This is a genomic window from Pseudomonas sp. (assembly GCF_048269965.1).
Taxonomy (GTDB): domain Bacteria; phylum Pseudomonadota; class Gammaproteobacteria; order Pseudomonadales; family Pseudomonadaceae; genus Aquipseudomonas.
The window spans coordinates 1-23,811 of record NZ_JBLWTV010000031.1 but is presented as its reverse complement, the minus strand read 5'-3'; the positions used below and the strand labels follow the sequence as shown (position 1 = coordinate 23,811).

The window sequence follows — 23,811 nt, the reverse complement described above, 5'->3', positions numbered from 1 at the left end:
GGAGCGGCTTCAGCCGCGATGCTCTTGCACTGTGGCGACCTGCACCTGATTGCGCCCGCTGTGTTTGGCGGCGTATAGCGCCTTGTCCGCGCGCTCACGCAGTTGCTCGGCGTCGCTGTTGACGTCGGTGCCGGCGATACCGGCACTGAGGGTGCAGGAGAATTCGCCGCCATCGGCGATGAAGCGCAGCTCGGCGAAGCGTTCGCGAATCTCGTCGACGATCTGCTTGGCCTGCTCCGGGGTGCAGTCCGGCAGTACCGCGAGAAACTCCTCGCCGCCATAGCGCCCCAGGCTGTCGACCCGACGCAGGCGCTGGCGCAGCAGGTTGGCCAGGGCGCGGATGACGTTGTCGCCGGCGGCGTGACCATGTTCGTCGTTGACCCGCTTGAAGTGATCGATATCCAGCATCACCACGCTGGCGCGGTCGCCGCTGCGCAGCGCGCGTTCCAGTTCGATGGCCACCTGCTCCTTGATATCGCCATGCTTGAGCAGGCCGGTGAGGCTGTCGCGTGCCAGGGCGTTGGACAGCAGGCGTGCGCGCTGAGCGCGGGAGAACACGGTGGCGACCAGGGCGTTGTCGGAAATCGGTTTGGTGACGAAGTCGTCGCCGGCCTTGATCAGTGCATTCATCTGCTTGCCGATATCGGTTTCCGCCGACAGATAGATGATCGGGATGCGCAGCCAGTCGTCGTTGCAGCGGATGATCTGCGCCAGCTCAGGGCCGGTGCAGTCCGGCATGTTGACGTCGAGCAGCACCACTTCGGGATTGAAGTCGCGCAGGTGCTCGAAGATCTGTGACGGTTCCTGAAGAAACTCCACCAGCATGCCGGCGTCGCGCAGCACCAGGCTGTAGCGGCTGGCCAGATCGCGGTCGTCGTCGACGATCAGCACCCGGTAGGGCTCGCCGCTCTGCTGGGCGAAGCAGCGTTCCAGGCGGCTTTCCAGCTGTGGAATGTCCACCGGCTTGGCGAAGAAACCCAGTGCCCCGGCACGCACCGCCTGCAACTGGGTGGTGAAGTCATCCTGATGCGTCAGCACCAGCAGCGGCAGGGGCACTTCCAGGCGCTGCTGCAGGCGTGCGGCATAGTCCAGGCCGCTGCAGCCTTCGCTGGCCAGGTTGACGTCGACGATCAGCGCGTCCGGTATCTGCTGCTCCAGAGCAGCATCGAGACCGGCGATGGAATTGAAGTGTTCGGCCTGGTAGCCGAAATTGTTCAGGGTCAGGCGCATGTTTTCGCCTACGGCTATTTCATCCTCGAGGATGTAGATCAGCCGCGACTCGGTTTCACCGCGTAGCGCCTGTGGCATCTGCTGCTGCGCTGCGCCGGGTGCCTCGCTGCTGGAGGTCTGGTTGCCCAGGCGTTGCAGCGCCACGATGAATTCGCCGAGTTCGTGCTGCAGGCGTTGGCGGTGTTCCAGCCAGCGCTCGGCCTGCTGTTCCAGCTCCCGGGCTTGCTGGCCGAGCTGGGCGAAACCGAAGGTGCCGGCACTGCCAGCCAGGCGATGCAGCTGTTCGCGCAGTGCCTGCAACAGGTGCCTGCGCTGCTCGTCATCGGCCTCGAGCAACTGCTCGCCCTGCTGCGTCAGGTGTGGAAGCTCCTGGCGCAGGCGTTCGGCGAACTGCTGGCCGAGCTGCTGCAGACGCTCTTGCAGGGTCTGAGGGATGGCGTTGCCGTCGTGTTTATCCATGGCGTTGGCTCCAGATCTGTCGGATCTGGGCAGCGAGCTGCATGGGATCGAAGGGTTTCACGATCACGTCGAGCGCGCCCAGACTGCGGTAATGAGCCACCTCGCCGGGCTGGACCTTGGCCGTCATGAAAGCTACCGGCACTTCACCGATGTCCACCAGTTGGCGCAGCCTCTCCAGCGTTTGCGGGCCGTCCATGCCGGGCATCATCACGTCGAGCAGGATGAAGTCGGGCGCGAAGCCTTGCACCTGATCGAGCGCTTCCTGGCCGCTGGCGCAGCTCAGCACCTGGAAGCCGCCGACGGCTTCCAGAGCGACCTTGGCCACGGCCTGGATCGAGGGGTCGTCCTCGACGTGAAGGATGCGCTTGAGCTCAGTCATGGCGAGTCTCCTTGGCGGGTAACAGGCGGTTGAGCATGTGCAGGAAGTGTTGCCCATCATTGCGCGATTTGGCCAGCGCCGCGCTCACCCCGGCCAGCTCATGGCCATCCATCTCGCTGGCCGAGAGCACCGCCACCGGTAGCCCTGGCTGCTGGTTCTGCAGCTCGTCGAGCAGTTCCAGGCCGTTGCCGTCAGGCAGACCGAGATCGAGCAGAACCAGGTCGAAAGGCTGCTCGGCGAGCAGGCGACGCGCTTCGGCGAGGCTGTCGGCGGGAACGAACTCGGCCAGCTCGCGGCCCTGTTCGGCGACCACCAGACGCAGATCCTGATCGTCTTCCACGTGTAGCACGCGTGGGCTCTGCGGCAGATTCTGCAGGGCCTGGGCGAGGCTGGCGAGCAGGCGCTGCGGGTCGATCGGCTTGCTCAGCCAGTCCAGCGCGGGCACTCCGTCGAGCGCCAGACGGCCCTCCTCACAGGCGGCCGAGAGTACCAGAATCGGCAACTCGCGATAGCGCGCATCGGCGCGCAGTTCTTGTACCAGTTGCATGCCGTCGCCGTCCGGCAGGCGCAGGTCGAGGCTGATGGCGGTGGGTAATTCCTCGCGCAAGCGGGCGCGTGCTTCGTCCAGACTGTGGGCCACGCGCACGCGATAGCCGGCGTCTTCCAGCAACTGGCGCAGCAGGTTGGCGATGTCCGGTTCGTCCTCGACCACCAGCAGACTGCGCCGGCCGTCGCTGGCAGCGGGCAGGCCTGCTTCGGCCAGCGTGGGCAGCTCGAACCAGAAGCAGGCGCCCTGGCCTTCCACCGAGTCGAAGCCAATCTGTCCGCCCATGCGTTCGATCAGCTCCTTGCTGATCGCCAGGCCCAGGCCGGTGCCGCCCTTGCTGCGGCTGTCGCTGGCGTCGGCCTGGGAGAACTTGCTGAAGATGCGCTGGCGAAATTCGGCGGCGATGCCTGGGCCCTGGTCGCTGACCTCGACGCGCACGCGAGCGCCACGGCCATCGGCGCGCAGGCACACCTCGGCGCCGGGCGGCGAGTACTTCACGGCGTTGGAGATGAAGTTGGCCAGTACCTGTTGCAGACGCATGGCATCGACCCGTACGCGGGCCGGCACGCAGTCGAGCAGGCGCAGCTCGACCTGGTGGCGGTCGGCGTAGGCCTGGTTGCTGTCCAGTGCTTCCTGGAGCTGGGCGGCAAGCACGCAGGGTTGCAGGTCGAACTGCATTTTGCCGGCTTCCAGTTTGTCCATGTCCAGCAGATCGTTGATCAGGTGGTTGAGGCGCTGGCTGTTGGCCTGGGCGATGCCCAGCATGGTGCGCATGCTTTCCGGTACCGGACCGAGGGCACCTCCGTTGATCAGGCCGAGCGAGCCGGCGATGGCGGTCAGCGGGGTGCGCAGCTCGTGGCTGACGGTGGAGACGAACTCGCTCTTGAGGCGCTCGATGCGCTTGGCCTCGCTCTGGTCCATGGTGGTGCCGGTGATGCGCAGCGGATAGCCGTTGGCGTCGCGCTGAATGTAGCCGCGCAGCAGCACCGGCAGTTCACTGCCGTCGACACGCAGCAGGCGACAGTCGATGGTGAAGTTGCTGGCGCCTGTGGACAGCGCCTGTTTCAGACGCGCGCGCGCGGCGGGCAGGTCGTCCGGGTGCACCAGGTTTTCCCAGGCCCAGGGGTCAACGGCAAAGCCCGGCGGGCCCTGCTCTGGATAGCCGAGCATCTGCCAGCCATGGGCCGAGGCGAAGAAGCTGCCGGCCTTGACCTCGATGTCCCACCAACCGTCATTGCCGCCCTTGAGCGCCAGCGCCAGTCGCTCCTCGCTGCGGTGCAGCTGTTCGGTGATGCGCTGGGCCAACTGCTGTACCTGCTCGCGGCGCAGGTTCAGGCTGCTGATCAGGAAGAACAGCAGCAGGCTGATGCAGACGCCCAGGGCCAGCAGTGAGCCCTCGCCGCGATGGGCGGCGTCGAGAAACCCCGGGCCGTAGTGAAAGTTCAGGTACCAGCGCTGGCCGAACAGTTCCAGCTCCCGCTGGGTGTCGGCAGGCATCTCGATGGCGTCGCCAGCGCTGCTGTAGAGCAGGGCGGCGGCATTCGCGTCGGGGCCGGCATAGAGCTCGAACTCCAGGTCGTGTTGGCGTGCACCGAGGATGCCGTGCATCAGGTCGTGCGCGCGATAGGGGCTGTAGGCAAAACCACGCAGCGCGGCCAGGCGCTGCTCGGGAGTGTCCAGCGGTTGGCCGTGCCGGTACACCGGGGTGTACAGCAACAGGCCCGGCTGGACCTTGCCGTGGGTTTCCTGCACCAGCGTGACAGGGCCGGACAGGCGGCTCTGGCCGCTGCGTGCGGCACTCAGCATGGCGGCCTGGCGCACCGGCTCGGACAGCATGTCGAAGCCGAAGGCGACCAGATTACGTCCGGCGAAAGGCTCGATATAGCGGATGGCGCTATACAGCGGGCGCTCACCAGGCGGGTGCACGCGGAAGCTGGGGTAGCCCTCGGCACGCACCTCGGTTTCGAAGGTGTGCAGTTGTTCGGCGGGCAACACCTGGCTGAACCCCAGGCCCTGGATACCCGGGTAGCGTTGTTGCAGATTCAGGCGGCGTGCGTAGGTGCGCCAGTCGTCGCGACTGACCGCCTCGCTGGCATCGAGCAGTGCGGCGACGCCCAGCAGGATGCTTTCCTGATCATGCATGCGCTGGACGATGGCCTCGCTGATTTCGTCGGCGAGCAGTTCGAGCTGGCGCGTGGCGGAGGCGCTCTGACTCTGGCGCAAGCTGTCCCAGGCCAGCAGCGTGGCGCCGAGCGCCAGCACCAGCACGCCCCAGGCCAGCAGGTTGTTGCGGCTGAACAGCTGCCCGAGCAGCTGCAGGCGCAGCGTGATGTTGTCGCTCATGGCTGCATCCCGGCCAGCGGCAGGTCCAGCCAGAAGGTGCTGCCTTGCCCCTCCACGGAGTCGAAGCCGATGCGTCCGCCCATGTGCTCGACGATCTCCTTGCTGATCGCCAGGCCAAGGCCCGTGCCGCCCTGGCGACGGGTGTCGCCGGCATCGGCCTGGGCAAATTTGCTGAAGATGCGCGGCTTGAAGTTCGGTGCGATGCCCTGACCGTGATCACGCACGCTGATGCGCACCCAGCCGTCGCCGGGCACGGCTGCCAGCTCCACGCTCTGTCCGGCGGAGGAAAACTTGGCGGCATTGGCCAGCAGGTTGGCCAGCACCTGTTCCAGGCGCTGGGCGTCGGCGGTTACCTGGCAATCGATGCCCGGCAGCAGCAGCAGTTGCACCCGATGATGCTCGGCATAGGGCTGGTTGCTGTGCAGCGCCTGCTCCAGCAGCGGGCGCAGGGCCAGCGGCTGCAGATCGAAGCGCATCTTGCCGGCAACCAGTTTGTCGATGTCCAGCAGCTCGTCGATCAGCTTGCGCAGACGCTGGCTGTTGCTCTGGGCGATTTCCAGCATCTGCTGCATCTGCTCCGGTACCGCGCCCAGGGCGCCGCCGTTGATCAGGCCGAGTGAGCCGGCGATGGCGGTCAGCGGCGTGCGCAGCTCATGGCTGACGGTGGAGACGAACTCGTTCTGCAATTGCTCGCCGCGCTTGCGTTCGCTGATATCGCTGATGAAGCCGTGCCAGAGCGTTTCGCCGCCAGGCAGGCGCTGCGGTGCGGCCCGTCCCTCGAGCCAGAGCGGGCCGTGCAGCGGATGCAGGACGCGGTACTCCTGATGCCAGGTGCTCAGGGTCGCAGCCGAGCGAGCGATGGCGGCGTGCACCTGTGGCGCGTCGTCCGGATGCAGGCGGGCGAGGAGTGGACCGGCATCCTCGCTGACTTCTTCTGGCGTGCAGCCGTAAACGTCGCGGATACCGGCGCTGGCATAGGGGAAGCAACTGCTGCCATCGGCGCGCAGCAGATACTGGTAGACCATACCCGGCAGCTGTGCGGCGATGCGCTGCAGACGCAGGCGCGCTTCTTCGCGCTGGCTGAGGTCGTTGGCCACCAGCAGGTAGCCTTGGAGCGGCTGGCCTTCGGCGCGGATCGGCGAGAGATTCAGGCGCACCGGCAGGTGCTGTCCGCTGCGTGCGCGCATCTGCCCCTCGGTGCTCTGCGGCCCGCTGCTGCAGGCCGTGCACAGGCGCTCGTACTGGCCTGGCTCGAGCAGCAACTGCGGCAGGTACTGGTCCTCCAGATCGCCGGGCGAATGGCCCAGCAGTTGCTGCGCTTCGTGGTTGCTGCGCAGCACCCGGCCCTGTGGGTCCAGCACCAGCACTGCGCTGCCGGCGTTGTCCAGCATGGCCTGGTGCATGGCGCTCTGCTCGGCCTGGCGGCGCGCCTGCAGGCGCAGCTCGAACAACTCCCCGGTCAGTTGTGCCAGGTGCTGCAGTTGATCTCGCTGGTGGTTGTCGAGGTGGCGCGGCTGGCGGTCGATCACGCACAGGGTGCCGAGCGCCAGGCCCCGGCTGTCATGCAGCGGCACGCCGGCGTAGAAGCGGATATGCGGGGCGCAAGTGACCAGCGGGTTGTCGCGAAAGCGCGCATCATCCAGCGCGTTGTCCACTTCCAATGGTGCGTCGGCGGCCACCGCGTGGGCGCAGAAGGCCAGCTCGCGAGCGGTCTGCTCGACATCCAGGCCGACCCGGCTCTTGAACCACTGGCGCTGGGCATCGATCAGCGAGATCAGGGCGATGGGGGTGCCGCAGATTTCTGCGGCCAACGCGGTGATGTGGTCGAACATCGCTTCGGCCGGACTGTCGAGCAGTTCCAGGGCGCGCAGGGCGGCCAGGCGTTCCTGCTCGTTGCTGGGTATCGGGGCTTGGCTCATGAAGCGCTCCCGGTGATCGGTAGTTCGAACCAGAAGGTAGCACCTTGACCCGGGGACGAGTCGAAGCCGATATGGCCGCCCATGCGTTCGATGATTTCCTTGCAGATGGCCAGCCCCAGCCCGGTGCCGCCCTGTTGTCGGGTGTCACCGGAATCGGCCTGGGAGAACTTGCTGAAGATGCGCGGTTTGAAGGCTTCCGGTATGCCGGGACCGCTGTCCGAGACGCTGACGCGCAGGACCTCGCCGCAATGCTGCAGGCGCACGTCGACGCTGGCACCTGCTGGCGAGAACTTGGCGGCGTTGGACAGCAGGTTGGCCATCACCTGGGCCAGGCGCTGGGCGTCGACCCGCACCTGGGCGTCACCTTCGACCTGCAGACGCAACGCCACCTGGTGCTGCTCGGCATAGGGCTGGTTGTGCAGCAGCGCCTGTTCCAGCAGTGGCTGCAGTGCGCGCGCCTGCATATCGAATTGCATCTTGCCGGCGACCAGTTTGTCGATGTCCAGCAGGTCGTTGATCAGGGCGCTGAGACGCTGGCTGTTGCTGTGGGCGATGGCCAGCATCTGGCGCATGCTCTCCGGTACGGCGCCGAGCGCACCGCCGTTGATCAGTCCGAGCGAACCGGCGATGGCCGTGAGTGGGGTGCGCAGCTCATGGCTGACGGTGGAGACGAATTCGTTCTTCATCTGCTCGATGCGCTTGCGCTCGGTGATATCACGGATCACCGCGATATAGCGGCGCTGGCCCTGATGGCTGATCTGCGACACCGCCAGCTCCATGGGGAACACCTCGCCATTGCGGCGCAGGCCCTCGACCTCGCGATCCAGGCCGATGATGCGCGCCTTGCCGCTGTTCTGGTCGCTGCTCTGGTAGTGGCCGAGGTAGCCGTCTTGGGCACTCTGCAAGGGATCGGGCATCAGCAGCTTGACGTTGCGCCCGGCCACCTCGTGCTGGCTGTAGCCGAAGATCTGTTCGGCGGCATGGTTGAAGGTCTCGATATGGCCTCGCTCGTCGATGGTGACGATGGCGTCGATGACGTTGTCGAGCAGGGTTCTGAGGTAGTGCTCGCGCTCGCGCACCGCGCGCTCGGCGGCGACGCGGTCGCTGAAGTCCTGGATCTGCAGCACGAAGTGCACGGGTAGGCCGTCTCCATCACGCACCAGTGACACGCTGAGCAGTACCCAGAGCGTGCGCCCCAGTCTGTCGAGGTAGCGCTTCTCGATCTGGTAGGTGTTGAGCCGCCCGGCCAGCAGATCGGCGACGCTTTGCCGATCTGCATCGACATCGTCTGGATGGGTGACCTGTTGGTTGGTGCAGGCCTGCAATTGCTCGCGGCTGTAGCCGAGCATGCGGCACAGCTCGTCGTTGACCTCCAGCCAGCGGCCGTCCGGGCCGACCAGAGCCATGCCCTGTGGCGCAGTATTGAAGGCATTGAGAAAACGCCGCTGGCTCAGGCGCAGTTCGTCCTCCATGGCCTGGCGCTCGCTGATGTCCCAGATGAAGCCATCGATCCACAGGAGCTTGCCGTTGCTGTCGTACTCGCCGCGGCCCTTCTCGCGCACCCAGACGTTATGACCATCGGCGTGGCGCAGGCGGTAGGTCAGTTCGAAGCTTTCCTGGCGCTTTATGGCCTCGCCGGCGCGGTAGGTGATGGGGAGGTCATCGGGATGCACGATGCTGGAAAAACTGCGCACCTGGTTGTCGATGAAGTCGCTGGTCGGGTAACCGCTGAGGTTGGCAATTTCATCGCTGACGTAGCGCATGCTCCAGTCCGCGTCGTTGGCGCAGCGATACACCACGCCTGGCAGGTTGGCCACCAGGCCGCGGAAGCGACTCTCGCTCTTCTGCAGCGCACGGGTGGTCTGTTGCAACTCGCTGATATCGCTGGCGATGCCGAGAAAGCCGGTGATCTGGCCATTCTCGTCGAACATGGCGCTGACGGTGAGGTTGACCTGGCGCAGGCTGCCGTCCTTGTGGCGATAGGTCCACTGGCGGGTTTCCGGGTCGCCGCCACGGGCGTTGTGCACGAAGACTTCGAAGCCCTCCAGCGGTTGGCCGGCGACCTCGCTCAGCTCGGCGGCGCGAGTCTGGATTTCCTCCTCGAGGTGAATGACCGCCGGGGTGCGATGGCCAACCATTTCCTCGGCGCTGTAGCCGAGCAGGCGTTCGGCACCGCGATTGAACAGGCTGATGATGCCGAGCGTGTCGGTGGCGATGATCGACACCCCGGTGGCCGAGTCCAGCACTGCTTGCAGATAGGCGCGTGCCGCGCGCACGGCGCGCTCCTGCTGCTGGCGTTCCAGAATGGCGCCGACCCAGCGGGCGAACAGGCCGAGGAAGTCGCGGTCGGCCTCATCGAACGGCTGCCTGCGCCGCTCCGGGTTGGCGAAGGCCAGGGTGCCGAAAGGCTTGCCGGCCACGCGCACGGCGGTGCCGATATAGCTTTCCAGGACGAACTGGCGATAACAGGGATGGCGCCTGTGCGGCGAGTCGGCCATGTGGGCGATGGCCAGTGCATCGTTCTGCTGCAAGGCCAGGCTGCAGTAGGTGTCGCCCAGTTCGAACAGTTGGCCGTCGCTGAGGGCGCCGTCGGGAGATACCTGTACCAGCACCTGATACTGCTCGCCCTCGATACGGCTGATGATGCCCAGCGGCATGCCGAAATGCTCGGCGCCCAGGCGCAGCGCCTGGCGCAGTTGCTCGGTGCGGCTCAGGCTGGGCAGCGCAGCGATCTCGTTGAGCGCGCGCAGCGCCGCCTGCTGGCGCTGCATCAGGCGTTGCGTGCTGCGCCGGGTGCTGCGTAACAGAACCAGCAGCAGGGCCTCGGCGCCGCACCAGGCGAGCAGCCATTTGATCACCAGCCAGCGCTTGTCGCTGCGGTGCAGATTGAACTGATCGCTGACGTCGTGCCAGATCAGTGCAACCGCCAGTGGCTCTGCGCTGGGGTCGTGACGTTGCCGGTAGCTGCTCAGCGCCATCTGATTGACCAGATAATGGCGTTCACCGTCGTCCAGCAGGCGTACGCTGTCGCCCTCAGTAGGGGGAGGCAGTCGCTGTTGCTGTTGCCAGGCCAGGACCTGGGGCCGCGAATGGTCCATCAGTCGCCAGCGCTGTCTGTCGCTGGCCAGTCCGCGTAGTTCTTCGCCGCTGCCCGAGTCCAGCAGCAGATCCTCGCGCAGTAGCAGAGCAACGCCGCTGTCGAATTCCTGGTCCAGTTGGGCGAGATCGTCGAGCACGCCCATGGCCACTTCGATGGCGCCGACCTGCTGGGGACCGTTGTTGCCCTCGGCCAGCAGCGGGGCGATGGCGCGCATGCCGATGCTGCCGCGGGTCAGACCCAGGCCGGCCTGGCTGCTGGCGCTGCGCAGTGCCTCCAGCACCATCGGGCGCCAACCGATCTGCAGGTCGCCGAAATGCTCGGGTTCGTGTACCCGCAGCAGCACCTTGACGTCCGGCGCCAGGTGCACGTAGAGGCGAAACGGCTGGCGCGCCTGCAGGTTGCGCCAGCGTGGCGCCAGGCGGGTGTAGAGCTGGCTGCGGATACTGGCCAGGCTTTCCAGATCGCTCTCCGGCAGAGCGTGAGCCTGGCGTACCAGCTCCGTTACCCAGGCATCGGCGGCGATGGTCTCCGCCAGCAGTTGCGTGCGTTCCTGCAGCCCATGCTGGGTGCTGTTCAGGGCCATGCGCTGAATGTCTGCCTGCTTGCTGATCTGCAGTTGCCAGAGGGCTTCGCGCTCGTTCAGCGCCTGGCGCCCGAGAAAGGCGAAGAACAGCGCCAGGCACAAGCTGCCACCGATGACTATCCAATGGTCCGCATCTCGGCGGCCGGCGTCCCGGTGGCCCGCATCTTGGCGGCCGGCGCCCCAGCGGCTGGCGTTGAATTGACCGAACCCGCGATGACCCAGCCTGGGTTTACTCATTCGTCGCGCCTCAGCTCAGCCCGGCCAGGCGACGCAGGCGTTGTACTTCCTGACTGTCGGCGCCCTGCAGTTCGACGCAGGCAAGGCGCATGAGAATCGGCTCGCGGCGGGCGTTGCCGGGAGCCAGGCCGTAACAGGCACCGATCAGCTCACGCAGGCCAATGGGCAAACGCCAATCCGCCTTGAGGCGACTGGCCAGCTCGCCGCTGTATTGGCGCAGGGCTTGTTGCAGTTGCGCCTCGCTCAACGGCAGACCGCCGTTACGCCAGATCTGCGCCTGCTGCAGCACGGCCAGCTCACCCATGCGTTGCAGCAGGGCGGCGCTGTGCAGGGGTGTCGGGTCCAGCTGACAGGTCTTGGCCAATGCACCGACCCTGTGACGCAGGTCCAATTGCGTCTGCAGCAGGTTCTGGCCCAGGGTCCTCAGATCAGCGTCCTGCAGGCTGGCTACCGGGCGGAGCGCCAGGCCCTGAATCAGATTCAGCGCGGTGGCTGCGCCCAGTCGGCGCACGGCATCGGGCAAGCTGACGCACGGCTGTCCGGTGCTGTTGTAGAGGCTGCTGTTGGCCGCTGCGATCAATCGCGCCTGCACGGCTGTGTCCTGCTGCCAGTGCTCGCCGAGTTGCTCCAGAGTGCTGGGTGCCGCCGCCGTGTCGCGCAGTTGCTGAACGAGCTCGTCGCGCAGGGGCAGATCGATCTCCTCATCGGGCAAGGCACCGAGATGATGAAGAAAGTCCTCGTCGTGGGTGGCCGCCACGCGAGGCTCATCATCTTCGGGTAACAGGAGGCGCAAGCAGTCCAGCACCTTGGGCACCTGGAAAGGCTTGCTGATAAAGGCATTGATGCCCAGGGGGCGCACCTCGAGCACGCTGCTGCGGTCGGCGCGCGCGGTGATCATCACCAGCGCCACGTCACGGTCCTGGCTGCGTACCGCCTGCAGCAGCAGAGTGCCGCTGCCGTCCGGCAGGTTCCAGTCGGCGATCACCAGTTGGGCAGGTTCGCGTTGCCAGGCCGAGATGGCGTCTGCCACACGCACCTGACAGTCGACGCGAGCGCCGGGGCGCAGGTTCAGTACGATCTGCTTGAGCAGATCGGCGATCCAGGGGTCGTCTTCGAGAATCAACACGCGCATGCTCAGCTCCTGGTGCTGGACTGGCTATCCTTCGCTTCGCTCAGCGTAGTGGCCTCGACGGGCCTGGCCGGTGCCGGTTGCGGACGGCCGAAGTGATAACCCTGGCCGTAATTGCAGCCTAGCTCACGCAGGAAGTCGGCTTGAGCGGGTTGTTCGATGCCCTCGGCGAGGACCTTGAGGCCCAGGCTCTTGCCCAGGGCGATCACCGCGCAGGCGATGGCGGCATCTTCCGGGTCGTCAGGCAGGCCGCGCACGAAGCTCTGGTCGAGCTTGAGCTTGTCCACCGGCAGGCGCTTGAGGCGCGCCAGGGAGCTGTAGCCCGTGCCGAAGTCGTCGATGGCCAGACGCACGCCGAGGACGCGCAGGCTGATAAGCAGTTTCTGCGCTGCATCCGGGTCTTCCATGATGGCGCTCTCGGTGACTTCCAGCTCCAGCTGCGCGGGCGGCAGGCCGGTTTCTGCCAGTACCTGTGCCACTTTCATATCGAGTTCGCCGCGGCTGAACAGACGACTGGAGACGTTCACCGCCACGAAACTCAGCGCGCTGCCTTCGGCATTCCAGCGCACCATCTGGCGGCAGGCCTGCTCCAGTACCCAGGTATCGATGGCACCGATCATGCCGTTGTCCTCGGCAATCGGGATGAATTCGCCAGGAGCAATCAGCCCGCGTTGCGGGTGCTGCCAGCGCACCAATGCTTCCATGCCCACCTGGCGACCATCACCCAGGTCATGCAGCGGCTGGTAGTAGACGCGCAGCTCGTCATTGTCCAGGGCATGGCGCAGGCTGCTGGCCAGTTCCACGCGTTGGCGGGCGTAGTCGGTCAGCTCCTGCACATAGAAGGCATAGCCTTCGCGGCCGCTGCTCTTGGCCTTGAACAGCGCCGAGTCGGCGTTACGCAGGATCTGCTCGACGCTATCGGCATCTTCGGGGAACAGGCTGATGCCGATGCTGGCGCCGATGTAGAGCTCGTGGCCGCCGAGGCGAAAGGACGTTTCCAGGCTGCGCAGCAGGCGTTGTGCAAGCTCGGCTGCCTGAGCGGCATCGGTGCAATTTTCGCTGAGCAGGCCGAACTCGTCGCCACCCAGCCGGGCCAGCGTGCAGCCACTGGGCAGATCCTCCTGCAGGCGTTCGCCGACGCCCTTGAGCAGCAGGTCCCCGACGTTGTGGCCGAGGCTCTCGTTGATGTGTTTGAAATGGTCCAGATCGATCAGCAGCACTGCCCCGCGCAGTTCCTCGATCCTGCTGCGCTCCAGGGCATGGGCGACGCGTTCGGTGAACAGCAGGCGGTTGGGCAGGTTGCTCAGCGGGTCGTGGTGGGCCAGGTAATCCAGCTCGCGCTGCGAACGCTTGAGTGCGGTGATGTCGGAGAACACCGCCACGTAATGGCTGACGCGCCCCTGTTCGTCGTGGATGACGCGGATGCATTGCCACTGCGGGTAGATCTCCCCGCTCTTGCGCCGGTTCCACACTTCACCGCTCCAGGCGCCGCGGTTCTGCAGGGCGTGCCACAGGCTCTGGTAGAAGGCGCTGTCATGGCGGCCGGATTTGAGCAGGTTGGGGTGCTGGCCGAGGATTTCCTCGTTGCTGTAGCCGGTGATGCGGCTGAAGGCCGGGTTGACGTGCACGATCCGCTGCTCGGCATCGGTAACCAGTACACCCTCCTGCGTGGCATCGAACACCGCTGCGGCCTGGCGCAGGCTGTCGTCGATGGCGCGTTGTTGGGTAATGTCGCTGGCGATGCCGATGAAGCGCTGAGGTTGGCCGTTTTCGTCTCGCAGCAGGCGGCCGCGCGAGTGAATCCAGCGATAGCTGCCATCGGCATGGCGCAGGCGGTAGAGGTTTTCGTAGGCCTGTTCGCTCAACTCGGCGTTGAGTGCATGCAGCGCGCGCTCAGCGTCATCCGGGTGCAGGCGCGCGGCCCAGTCTTCGCGGGTATCGCCCAGGGTTTGCGGAGTGAGGCCGAGAAGCCTGGCGTAGCCCTCGGAGAAGAACACGCGGCGTCTCGTCACGTCCCAGTCCCACAGGCCGTCGCGCGTGGCATCCAGCGCCAGGCGCAGGCGTTCCTCGTTACCGGCCAGTTCCAGGCGTGCGCGGCGGTGCTGCAGGGCGTGACGATGCAACACCAGATACAGCAGCGCACTGGTGAGCACGACGAAGAACAGGCCCTTGAGAGATTGCAAGCGCTCCTGGTGCGCCACGGACAGGCCCAGGGCGGTCAACAGATGATCGCTGAGCAGGATCCACAGAGCGGCGAGCAGCAGGTAGCCCAGGGTCAGGCGCAAGGCGGCGGTGTCGATACGCATGGGCAAGCGGCAGCGCTCCCTGTAAATGCTGGGCAGTATAGATGCTTCACTGCTGAAACATTCTCATCTAAAAGACCAACTGGTTTTCTGGCATGGGTCAGGGATAATGTGATCAGGTTCGTCCTTGCAGGACAAGCCGCGTTCTCCCTTCAAGAGGCAATAGCGCCCATGTGGTACAACGGTTTACTCGACCTGTCGGTCTGGCAGCTGGTGGCTGCGACCTTGCTGATGACACACGTGACCATCGTCAGCGTGACTGTCTATCTGCACCGCTACTCTGCGCACCGTGCACTGGAACTGCACCCCGCGCTCAAGCATTTCTTCCGTTTCTGGCTGTGGTTGACCACGGGTCAGAACACTCGCGAGTGGACCGCGATTCACCGCAAGCATCACGCCAAGTGCGAAACCGTCGATGACCCGCACAGCCCGGTCATCAAGGGCCTGAGCACCGTGCTGCGCAAAGGTGCCGAACTCTATCAGGAAGAGGCGAAGAACCAGGAAACGCTGCGCATCTACGGCAAGAACTGCCCGGATGACTGGATCGAGCGCAATGTTTACAGCCGCTATCCGATTGGCGGCGTGACATTGATGGCGATCATCGACCTGGCTCTGTTCGGCGTACTCGGCATGACCGTCTGGGCGATCCAGATGATGTGGATTCCGGTATGGGCCGCAGGTGTCATCAATGGCCTTGGTCATGCGGTCGGCTATCGCAACTTCGAGTGCCGCGACGCCGCCACCAACCTGGTGCCCTGGGGCATCCTGATCGGCGGTGAGGAGCTGCACAACAACCACCATACCTACCCCAACAGCGCCAAGCTGTCGGTGAAGAAGTGGGAGTTCGACATGGGCTGGGCCTGGATCAAGCTGTTCAGCTTCTTCGGTCTGGCGCAGGTGCAGCGTGTCGCGCCGATCGCCCACCGCGTGGAGGGCAAGGGTCATCTCGACATGGACACCGCCATGGCCATCCTCAACAACCGCTTCCAGATCATGGCGCAGTACCGCAAGCTGGTGATCGCGCCGTTGGTCAAGCAGGAAGTGGCCAAGGCCGACGAGTCCGTTCGTCATCTTTTCCGCCGTGCCAAGCGCCTGCTGTCGCGTGAACCGAGCCTGCTGGAAGAGCAGCATCATGCGCGTATCGCCGATCTGCTGGCGCAGAGTCAGGCACTCAAGGTGATCTACGAGAAGCGCCTGGCGCTGCAGCAGATCTGGGTCAGGACCAGCAGCAACGGCCATGACATGCTCGAAGCCATGAAGCAGTGGGTGCACGAGGCCGAGGCCAGTGGCATCCAGTCGCTGCGGGAGTTCGCCGAGCAGCTCAAGACCTACTCGCTGCGACCGTCCAGCGCGACTGCCTGACCGCCGCTCGTTACAAGCAAAGGCCCGCCGAACTGGCGGGCCTTTGTGTTTGTCCAACGGCTCGCACTATGCTCAATTTCAATGCGAGGCAAAGCACGGATGGCCGCTGTAATGGACGATCAGGGCAACGCTGTTTCCGAGTTGGAAGAACTGACCTTGGCTCTGCTGCACAGCCGTGCCGAAGTGGAGCGCCTGGGTGCGCGCGAGCAACTGTTCAGCAGCTTGCTTGGCAGCGTCAATGCCGTGCTCTGGGCCTTCGACTGGAACGAGCAGCGGATGATCTATGTCAGCCCTGCCTATGAGCGAATCTTCGGTCGCTCCGCCGCGCTGCTGTTGGCCGACTATGGCGAGTGGCGCAACAGCATCTATCCGGACGATATCGACTACGCCGCCGAGAGCCTGGCCAAGGTGCTGGAAACCGGCGCGGTAGAGTCGCGCGAGTACCGCATCATTCGCGCTGATGGCCAATTGCGCTGGCTCAGCGACAAGTGCTTCGTCAGCCCCCGGCTGGGCACCGAGCAGGGCAGTGTGATCGTCGGTATCGCCGAAGACATCACCGAGAAGAAGCGCCTGGAGGGCGAGTTGCATCGCCTGGCGACCACCGATGTGCTGACCCAGAGCAGCAACCGGCGGCACTTCTTCGAATGCGCACGTCGCGAGTTCGAGCACGCGCGCAAGTTCGGCAGCCCGCTGGCCTTCCTGTTGCTCGATCTCGACGACTTCAAGAAGATCAATGACCAGTATGGCCACCAGATCGGTGATCAGGTCCTGCAGCGCCTGGCGCATTGCGGCAGCAATGCCTTGAGGCGCGGCGACCTGTTCGGGCGTATCGGCGGCGAGGAGTTCGCGGCGCTGTTCCCGGGCTGTGAGCAGAATGTGGCCTTGCAGGTGGCTGAACGCCTGCAGCGTGAGGTGCAACGCCTCAGCTTTCGGCACGAGGGCACCAGCTTCGGCATCACCGTCAGTCAGGGCCTGACCAGCCTGCTGGCCACTGACGTCAGCCTCGATGCGCTCTATGCACGTGCCGATGCAGCGATGTACATGGCCAAGCGCCAAGGCAAGAATCAGATCGTTCTGGGCTGAGGGGCTGGCGATTTTCCGCCTGGGAACAGCTTCTCATAAGCGGAATTCTGCCTGTTCTCATTGTCATCGCACGGTCACTGCTCTGCAGGGAAAATGTAACCTGTTGTTCTAGAAGCCTTGCGGGCTTGCCGCCAGGAGCTGGCGCGTTATCTGCATAGGCTCCGGCAGATGCCGGCCAGGATGTCGGTGCACAATAACAACGACGAGAGAGCATTCACCATGCACCACTCTGCCCACCTCATTCCGGCCGCCCAGCTGCGTTCGCCGTTGTTCTGTTCTTCCTGAGTTTTTCGCGTACCCATTCGAGCCCGGCTTGTGCCGCGTACTGTCTCGTGGGTGCGTGTTCCCTATTCGTTCTGGCCTGCCTCTTCGTGCCGAAGTCTGTGCCGGACGATGCGTCACCTTAAACACACTGGAGAGACATATAATGAGAAAGACCTCCCTGGCACTGGCCGTAGCCGCCAGCACCCTGGGCCTGAGCCAAGTGGCGTTCGCCGACCTGGTCGGCGACACCAAAGTCAGCCTGGAAGCGCGTAACTTCTACTTCAACCGCGACTTCCGTGAGGGGGCTGGTCAGTCCAAACGTGAGGAGTGGGCTCAAGGCTTTATCCTGCGCGCCAACTCCGGCTTCACTGAAGGCACCGTAGGTTTTGGTGCTGATGCGATCGGCATGTTCGGTTTTAAGCTGGATTCCGGTGGTGGTACTGCCGGCAGCGATCTGCTGGTTCCGGATCGTTCGGGTGGTTCTCAGGATAACTATTCTGATCTGGCGGTAGCGCTGAAGGCGAAAATCTCCAACAGCACTCTGCGTGTTGGTCAGATGCAGTTCAAGAACGCGGCCATCGCTTCCAGCGACGGTCGTCTGCTGCCTCAGGTTTTCGAAGCAGGTCACCTCGTTTCTCAAGAAATCGATGGCCTGATGCTGGAAGCCGCTCACGTGCGTGAGGTCAACCAGCGCAACTCCGGTGACTATGAAGATATCTCCATCACCAGCGGCGGTCGCCGTGGTATCAACACCCTCGGTGGCACCACCACCGATTCGTTCGACTTCATCGGCGGTACCTACAAGCTGACCAAGGACCTGACAGCAGGCTATTACTATTCCAATTTGGACGAGCTGTACAAACAGCACTCTTTCAACCTGGTACATGTGCTGCCGCTGGGTGACAAACAGAGTCTGAAGACTGACGTTCGCTATGCGCGCTCCACTGATGACGGTAACCGCAGCAATGTGGACAACAAGGCCTTCGGCGCCATGATGACCTATTCCCTGAGCGGTCATTCCTTCGGTCTGGGCTACCAGAAGATGAGCGGCGACACTGGCTTCGCCTACATCAACGGCACCGACCCGTTCCTGGTCAACTACGTTCAGATTCGTGACTTCGCCAACAAGGACGAGAAATCCTACCAGGCTCGTTACGACTTCAACTTTGCGTCCATCGGTATTCCGGGCCTGACCTTCATGACCCGTTACCTGACCGGCGACAACATCGATCGTGGTCGCGGTGTGTCCGAAGGCCGTGAGTGGGAGCGCAACACCGAGCTGATGTACGTGTTCCAGGAAGGTGCACTGAAGAACCTGGGCGTGCGCTGGCGTAATGCGACTGTTCGCGACAACTTCGATCGCAACATCGACGAAAACCGTCTGATCGTCAGCTACACCCTGCCGCTGATGTAAGACGATAGGTTTTCGGGAGGCCTCAGGCCTGATGTCCCGAAAAGCTGAACGAAAAATGCCCGCTCCCTTTGGACGCGGGCATTTTTTATGCGCGACTGGTGACGGTTCAGCGTGGGTGGTCAGCTGCGCTTGCCGAGGTGGCAAGAATGGCGCTGGCCAGTGCCATGTCGTCGGCGTCCTGCAGTTGCGGGTTGGCGCTGCGCAGTTGCTGCATTGCCGCTTCCAGATGCGGGCCGCGAATTTCGCCGTTGCTGGCGACGAAGCTGCTGGCATCCTCTTCGGCCGCCGCAACCAGCTTGCGATCCTTGAAGGTCAGGTAGGTCGAGGCGGTGGTTGCGCCCGAGGACAGAATGTCGCGCAGCATGCCATCTGCTGCAGCGGTCTGGGCGATCAGGCAGGCACTGAACGCCAGTGCGGCACGGCTCGTTACACGCATGATGAAACTCCTGTAGGGTGGTTCCTCTCCTAGGAGTCGCACAAGCCGCTGCTGGTTCCTTGCGGGCGATGGCCGGTTGCCAGGCCGATCAGTTGCCGAGCGTGCGCGCCCGCTGCTGATGACGCCACCAAAGCAGCGCCGAGAGCAGCGCCAGTGCGCCGAACAGCAGAAATTGCCAGGCCCAGGGCAGGTCGGGAAACAGGTAGGTCAGTGCGCCGACAGCGACGGCCACCAGGCCGATCCACAGCAGGTAGCCTCCGGCGCCGAACACTTCGAGAATCAGCAGCAGGGTGGCCAGGGACAACCAGTCCCAGAACGACAGGTGTTGCAGGTAGGTGATCATGAGATGGCGCGGCTACCCATACTCAGACTGTTCGCTGATCGCCCTTTGGTGTGCATTGCATAGACTCCATTGCCAGATCAATCAATCTAAGCACAGCCGTCTGCGCTCTGCCGCCGACCCCTTCGCAAGGTGGGCAGATGCCGGGTAATCCGTGGGAGCCAGGGCATGTTTGAGCGTTCGCTGATGACGTTTTTGCTTACCGCTCTATTGCTGGCAGGGCAGGGCGCGGTGGCCGATGAGCTGCTCGATGCCCTGCACCTTGCAGCGCCGCAGTTGGAAATGCGTGCGTTGCAGGATGCGCTGCGGTGTGCCGAGCGAGAAAGCGCGGGCAAGGCCCGTCGGTTGGCGGTGATCGATTACTCGCGCTCCTCGCTGGAACGACGTTTGTGGGTGTTCGACCTGACGCACAGGCAGTTGCTGCAGCGTGAGTTCGTGGCCCATGGCCGCCAGTCCGGCGAGCTGTTCGCCGAGCGCTTTTCCAATCTGTCTGGTAGCCATCAGTCCAGCCTCGGTCTGTTTCGTGGTGGCGAAGACTACAAGGGGCGGCATGGCCATTCGCTGCGTCTCGATGGCCTGGAGCCCGGCTTCAATGACCAGGCGCGTGCCCGTGCGCTGGTGATCCATGGAGCTGATTACGTGGCGCCGAGATGGGCGCAGCAATATGGACGCATGGGGCGCAGCCTGGGCTGTCCGGCCGTGCAGCAGGAGGTGATCCGGGTGCTGGTGGATCAGCTCAGGGATGGCCAGTATCTGTTCGCCTGGCACCCGCAGTTGGCCGACGACCGCTACCGCGACTGCGCGAGCCTCAGCGTTGCTCGCTCTGCGGAGTGACGCGCAGTACTTCCTCGATGGTGCTCAGCCCAGCTGCGACCTTTTGCGCGCCGGACAGCCGCAGGCTGCGCATGCCGTCCTTGAAGGCGGCGCGGCGCAGGGCAGTCAGGTCGGTATCGGCGTTGATCAGCGGCTTGATGGCATCGTTGATCAGCATGATCTCGTAGACGCCGGCGCGGCCGCGGTAGCCGGTTTCACGGCATTCCAGGCAGCCGACGGCGTGGTGCGCCTGGGTCGGCAATGGCGAGCTCCAGGGCCGGGTCAGGCCGTTCCAGGTGTCTTCGTCCAGTTGCACCGGTGCCTTGCAGTGCGGGCACAGGGTGCGCACCAGGCGCTGCGCCATGACGCCGAGGATGGTGGCCTTGAGCAGGTAGTGCGGCACGCCCAGTTCGAGCAGGCGGGTGATGGCGCTGGGTGCATCGTTGGTATGCAGGGTGGACAGTACCAGGTGGCCGGTCAGCGCCGCCTGAATGGCCATTTCGGCGGTTTCCAGGTCGCGGATCTCACCGATCATGATGATGTCCGGGTCCTGGCGCATCAATGCGCGTATGCCGCTGGCGAAGTTCAGGTCGATGTTGTGCTGCACCTGCATCTGGTTGAAGGCGCCCTCGATCATCTCGATGGGGTCTTCGATGGTGCAGACGTTCACCTCCTCGGTCGCCAGCTGCTTGAGCGTGGTGTAGAGCGTGGTGGTCTTGCCCGAGCCGGTAGGGCCGGTGACCAGGATGATGCCGTTGGGTTGGCAGGTCATGCTCTCCCAGCGGCGCAGGTCGTCAGGAGAGAAGCCAAGCTGATCCGGGCTTTTCAGCAGCACTTCCGGGTCGAAGATACGCATCACCATCTTTTCGCCGAAAGCGGTCGGCAGCGTGGACAGGCGCAACTCCACTTCGTTGCCATCCGGGGTCTTGGTCTTGACCCGGCCATCCTGCGGCTTGCGCTTCTCGGCGATATTCATGCGGCCGAGGTTTTTCAGGCGGCTGACCACGGCCATGGTGACCTGGGCGGGGAACTGGTAGACGGTGTGCAGCACGCCGTCGATGCGAAAGCGCACGGTGCCCTGCTCGCGGCGTGGCTCGATATGGATATCGCTGGCGCGTTGCTGGAAGGCGTACTGGAACAGCCAGTCGACGATGTTGACGATGTGCGCATCGTTGGCGTCCGGCTCCTGATCCTGGGCGCCGAGGCTGAGCAGTTGTTCGAAGTTGCCGACGCCGCTGATCTTCTGGTCGGTGGCATTGGCGCCGCTGACCGAGCGGGCCAGGCGATAGAACTCGGTGGTGAAGCGCTGAATGTCGCTGGGGTTGGCCACCACGCGCTTGATCGGGCGCTTGAGCACGTGCACCAGGTTGGCCTCCCAGCTATGCACCAGCGGCTGGCTGCTGGCGATGGTGACGCTCTCGCTGTCCACCGCCACGGCAAGAATCTTGTGGCGCTGGGCGAAGGCGTAGGACATCAGCGGGGTAATGGATGGTACGTCGATCTTCAGCGGGTCGATGCGCAAGTAAGGTTGCCCGGCGAAGTTGGCCAGCCAGGCGGTGAGGGTTTCCAGATCGAGCTTCTTGCCCGGCCTTTTCTGATCGTCCACCTGCTGTGCGGCGAGAAATTCCAGCGGGTGCTGGGTATTGTTCAGCGAGCTGCGACGGATCGCCAGGCACTGCTCGGCCACGTCCTGCGCGATCCGACCCTGGGCCACCAGCTCGCGCAGCAGGTCGCCAAGATCCAGTACACGGTCAGGGGCGGTAGCGGTGAAGGCGGACATGCGGGCTCCTCGGGGTCGGCCTGAACAAGGTTAGCCGAACTAGGATGCCCGAAAAGCCGTATCAGGGCGAAGGCCCATGCGTGATCGAGTAGCCGCTTCAGGCCACCTCCGTCACCAGGCCGTGATCCAGATGCTGCCAGGTCACCTCCCAGACGCAGACCAGGCCGCGCAGTTTCTGCGCCAGCACCCCGGCCCGGTGCAGCGAGATGCCGGGCAGGCGCAGGCTGATGTGCAGGTCATCCTGCAGGCGTTGCATGTGCAAGGCTTCGGGTAACAGCTGCAATTGGGCGAACAGACCGAGCAGCCGGCACAGCACATCGGCTTCGGCGTCGGTGCGCAGTTGGTACTCGACACAGGCATCGGGGCGATCCTGCCAGGGATCGCGGCGGTTGTGGGCGGACGGGAATGGAGTGGTATCAGGCATGGCAGCAGCTCGGGCAGGTTTTGCCTAAGTTTCCGCCTTCTTTCGGCAAAAGTTCTGCCTGGTTTTCTGTGTTTATGCGTATTTAATGGATAGAATTTCCCTGTCAGGTCACTAATGGGGATTTTTTATGTCCGTCGCGCTGGATGCCTACGATCAACGCATTCTTGCTCTGCTACAGGAGGATGCCGGTCTCTCCACGGCGGAGATCGCCGAGCGTATCGGTCTGTCGCAGTCACCCTGCTGGCGGCGTATCCAGCGGCTCAAGGAGGAGGGGGTGATCCGCAAGCAGGTCACCCTGCTCGATCGCAAGCGCATCGGGCTGCATACCCAGGTGTTCGCTCAGGTCAAACTCAACGCCCATGGCCGTTCCAACCTGACCGAGTTCGCCGAGGCCATGCGCGAGTTTCCCGAGGTGCTGGAGTGTCATGTGCTGATGGGCGCGGTGGACTTCATGCTGCGCATCGTCACCCGCGATATCGAGGCCTATGAGCGCTTCTTCTTCGAGAAGCTGTCGCTGGTGCCCGGCATCCAGGAAGTGAACTCGATCGTGGCACTGTCGGAGATCAAGTCCACCACCAGCTTGCCGCTTGCCTAAGGAAACGCCGAGAAAGCCGTCATGCCCGCGCAGGCGGGTATCCAGAACCTACGAGTCACCTGGGCTCCCGCCTTCGCGGGAGTGACGATAAATGGCTTTTTCAGAACATCCCTAAGGCTTGATCACCACCGGAGGCAACTGCTCGACATTACGCTTGCCAGGTGGCGTGAGGCCCATGGACACATAGATGCTGGTCAGTTGCTCCACGCCCATGTCGGCAGGGCGTATCCAGGCCTCCGGCACGTAGAGCAGGCCACCACCGACTGGAATCGGCGCGGTGGGAATGAGGATGGCGCAGTAGGCACGGCCTTCCAGCTCCACGCTTTCCGAACTCGGGCGCAGGGCAAGTACGGCAGCGCCGTCGCCGCCGAAGAAGCACCAGACCGGGGCCATGGTGGTGATGTCCGGGTTCTTGCTCTTGTCCAGCAGGCCGACGAAGCGATCAGCCAGGTTGTAGAAATTACCGATCAGCGGGGTACGCCGCAGTGTGCGATCGATCAGCCAGGACAGCGGGCGGCGCAGGCCCAGTTGTACCGCCAGGCCCAGTGGGTAGAGGCTGGCCAGCAGCACCAGACTGCCGAGCAGGTAGGCCAGATAGCTGTTGCTGGAAAAGGGCTGGCCGAGCGCTGCGAACAATTGGCCGATGAGCGTCGAGGGGCCGACCAGGCGATTGAGCAGGCTGAATATCCAGGCGAGCAGTGCCAGGGTCAGCGCCAGCGGCAGTAGCGCGAGCAGGCCGGTCAGCCAGGTGGTGACGACGGATTTCAGGCTGCGTCTGAGCATGTAAGGGTTTCCTTGACGATCTGGGCAGTGACTTTACGCCAGGCGTGGCAATTGCGGGCAGTTGTGTCCGTGTGCGTGGCCTGTGAAATGGCTACAGCGCTTTTCGTCAGATCATTCGCGCGAAAAAAAGCCCGGCACTGAGGCCGGGCGGAGTGGGTACACGAGGTACCGAAGTAGCATCGTTCGGTTGAGCCGCTACATGCCGAGCAGATTCGGCAGCGTCATGGACACGGCCGGGATGTAGGTGATCACCATCAGGAAGCTGATCAGCAGCATCAGCCATGGCAG

The 23,811-nt window shown here is 64.1% G+C and carries 18 protein-coding genes; 5 read left to right on the top strand and 13 right to left on the bottom strand.

The features are described 5' to 3' along the window. Positions 1–9: 9 nt before the first annotated feature. From ACN0X6_RS23230 to dibA, 7 genes are read right to left on the bottom strand one after another with little or no spacing between them, the layout of a single operon-like run. Positions 10–1,689, bottom strand: a complete 1,680-nt coding sequence (locus ACN0X6_RS23230) for a diguanylate cyclase (protein WP_417707559.1) — start codon at positions 1,687–1,689, stop codon at positions 10–12. After that, a complete protein-coding gene (locus ACN0X6_RS23225) occupies positions 1,682–2,068 on the bottom strand; it encodes a response regulator (RefSeq protein WP_125836202.1) in 387 nt (128 codons plus the stop codon). Before ACN0X6_RS23225 ends, ACN0X6_RS23230 begins: the two co-directional genes overlap by 8 nt. Further along, on the bottom strand, positions 2,061–4,958 hold the full coding sequence (locus ACN0X6_RS23220) for a CHASE domain-containing protein (protein ID WP_417707557.1): 2,898 nt from the start codon (positions 4,956–4,958) through the stop codon (positions 2,061–2,063). The genes ACN0X6_RS23225 and ACN0X6_RS23220 overlap by 8 nt, the downstream gene beginning before the upstream one ends. Further along, positions 4,955–6,877, bottom strand: coding sequence for an ATP-binding protein (locus ACN0X6_RS23215; RefSeq protein ID WP_417707555.1), 1,923 nt, complete (start codon positions 6,875–6,877; stop codon positions 4,955–4,957). The genes ACN0X6_RS23220 and ACN0X6_RS23215 overlap by 4 nt, the downstream gene beginning before the upstream one ends. Further along, positions 6,874–10,797, bottom strand: a complete 3,924-nt coding sequence (locus ACN0X6_RS23210; protein ID WP_417707553.1) for a PAS domain S-box protein — start codon at positions 10,795–10,797, stop codon at positions 6,874–6,876. Before ACN0X6_RS23210 ends, ACN0X6_RS23215 begins: the two co-directional genes overlap by 4 nt. A gap of 10 nt (positions 10,798–10,807) precedes the next feature. Next, the gene (locus ACN0X6_RS23205) at positions 10,808–11,929 is read right to left on the bottom strand and encodes an HDOD domain-containing protein (protein ID WP_417707551.1); all 1,122 of its coding nucleotides are present in this window, start codon (positions 11,927–11,929) and stop codon (positions 10,808–10,810) included. A gap of 2 nt (positions 11,930–11,931) precedes the next feature. After that, positions 11,932–14,232, bottom strand: a complete 2,301-nt coding sequence (gene dibA / locus ACN0X6_RS23200; RefSeq protein WP_417707577.1) for a phosphodiesterase DibA — start codon at positions 14,230–14,232, stop codon at positions 11,932–11,934. Positions 14,233–14,400: 168 nt separating this feature from the next. On the opposite strand from dibA, the gene desA reads away from it, so the two are divergent. From desA to ACN0X6_RS23185, 3 genes are all read left to right on the top strand, one after another. Next, positions 14,401–15,591 (top strand): delta-9 fatty acid desaturase DesA, encoded by a 1,191-nt coding sequence (gene desA, locus ACN0X6_RS23195; protein WP_417707549.1) that lies wholly within the window; start codon positions 14,401–14,403, stop codon positions 15,589–15,591. A 111-nt stretch (positions 15,592–15,702) separates the two neighbouring features. Further along, a complete protein-coding gene (locus ACN0X6_RS23190) occupies positions 15,703–16,674 on the top strand; it encodes a GGDEF domain-containing protein (RefSeq protein WP_417707575.1) in 972 nt (323 codons plus the stop codon). A 427-nt stretch (positions 16,675–17,101) separates the two neighbouring features. Beyond that, positions 17,102–18,352 (top strand): OprD family porin, encoded by a 1,251-nt coding sequence (locus ACN0X6_RS23185; protein ID WP_417707547.1) that lies wholly within the window; start codon positions 17,102–17,104, stop codon positions 18,350–18,352. Positions 18,353–18,458: 106 nt separating this feature from the next. Here ACN0X6_RS23185 and ACN0X6_RS23180 read toward each other — a convergent pair whose 3' ends face one another. Then, positions 18,459–18,788, bottom strand: coding sequence for a DUF2388 domain-containing protein (locus ACN0X6_RS23180; RefSeq protein ID WP_417707545.1), 330 nt, complete (start codon positions 18,786–18,788; stop codon positions 18,459–18,461). Between the two features lie 88 nt (positions 18,789–18,876). Then, a complete protein-coding gene (locus ACN0X6_RS23175) occupies positions 18,877–19,131 on the bottom strand; it encodes an NfeD family protein (protein ID WP_417707543.1) in 255 nt (84 codons plus the stop codon). Positions 19,132–19,296: 165 nt separating this feature from the next. On the opposite strand from ACN0X6_RS23175, the gene ACN0X6_RS23170 reads away from it, so the two are divergent. Beyond that, complete coding sequence (locus tag ACN0X6_RS23170; protein ID WP_417707541.1) at positions 19,297–19,962, top strand: murein L,D-transpeptidase catalytic domain family protein; 666 nt, start codon at positions 19,297–19,299, stop codon at positions 19,960–19,962. Here the strand turns inward: ACN0X6_RS23170 and ACN0X6_RS23165 are convergent. Together ACN0X6_RS23165 and ACN0X6_RS23160 are read right to left on the bottom strand one after the other, a co-directional pair. Further along, entirely contained in the window at positions 19,937–21,721 is a 1,785-nt protein-coding gene (locus ACN0X6_RS23165) for a GspE/PulE family protein (protein ID WP_417707540.1), read from the bottom strand. The genes ACN0X6_RS23170 and ACN0X6_RS23165 overlap by 26 nt on opposite strands. A gap of 97 nt (positions 21,722–21,818) precedes the next feature. Further along, positions 21,819–22,145: a hypothetical protein gene (locus ACN0X6_RS23160; RefSeq protein ID WP_417707538.1), complete on the bottom strand. Its 327-nt coding sequence runs from the start codon at positions 22,143–22,145 to the stop codon at positions 21,819–21,821. Between the two features lie 127 nt (positions 22,146–22,272). Between ACN0X6_RS23160 and ACN0X6_RS23155 the strand changes: the two genes are divergently transcribed. Next, entirely contained in the window at positions 22,273–22,740 is a 468-nt protein-coding gene (locus ACN0X6_RS23155; RefSeq protein ID WP_212630867.1) for an Lrp/AsnC family transcriptional regulator, read from the top strand. A gap of 111 nt (positions 22,741–22,851) precedes the next feature. Here ACN0X6_RS23155 and ACN0X6_RS23150 read toward each other — a convergent pair whose 3' ends face one another. Together ACN0X6_RS23150 and ACN0X6_RS23145 are read right to left on the bottom strand one after the other, a co-directional pair. Continuing rightward, on the bottom strand, positions 22,852–23,523 hold the full coding sequence (locus tag ACN0X6_RS23150) for a DUF502 domain-containing protein (protein WP_417707535.1): 672 nt from the start codon (positions 23,521–23,523) through the stop codon (positions 22,852–22,854). Positions 23,524–23,718: 195 nt separating this feature from the next. Further along, positions 23,719–23,811: hypothetical protein (locus ACN0X6_RS23145; protein WP_417707573.1), on the bottom strand; the 93-nt coding region annotated here is incomplete at its 5' end.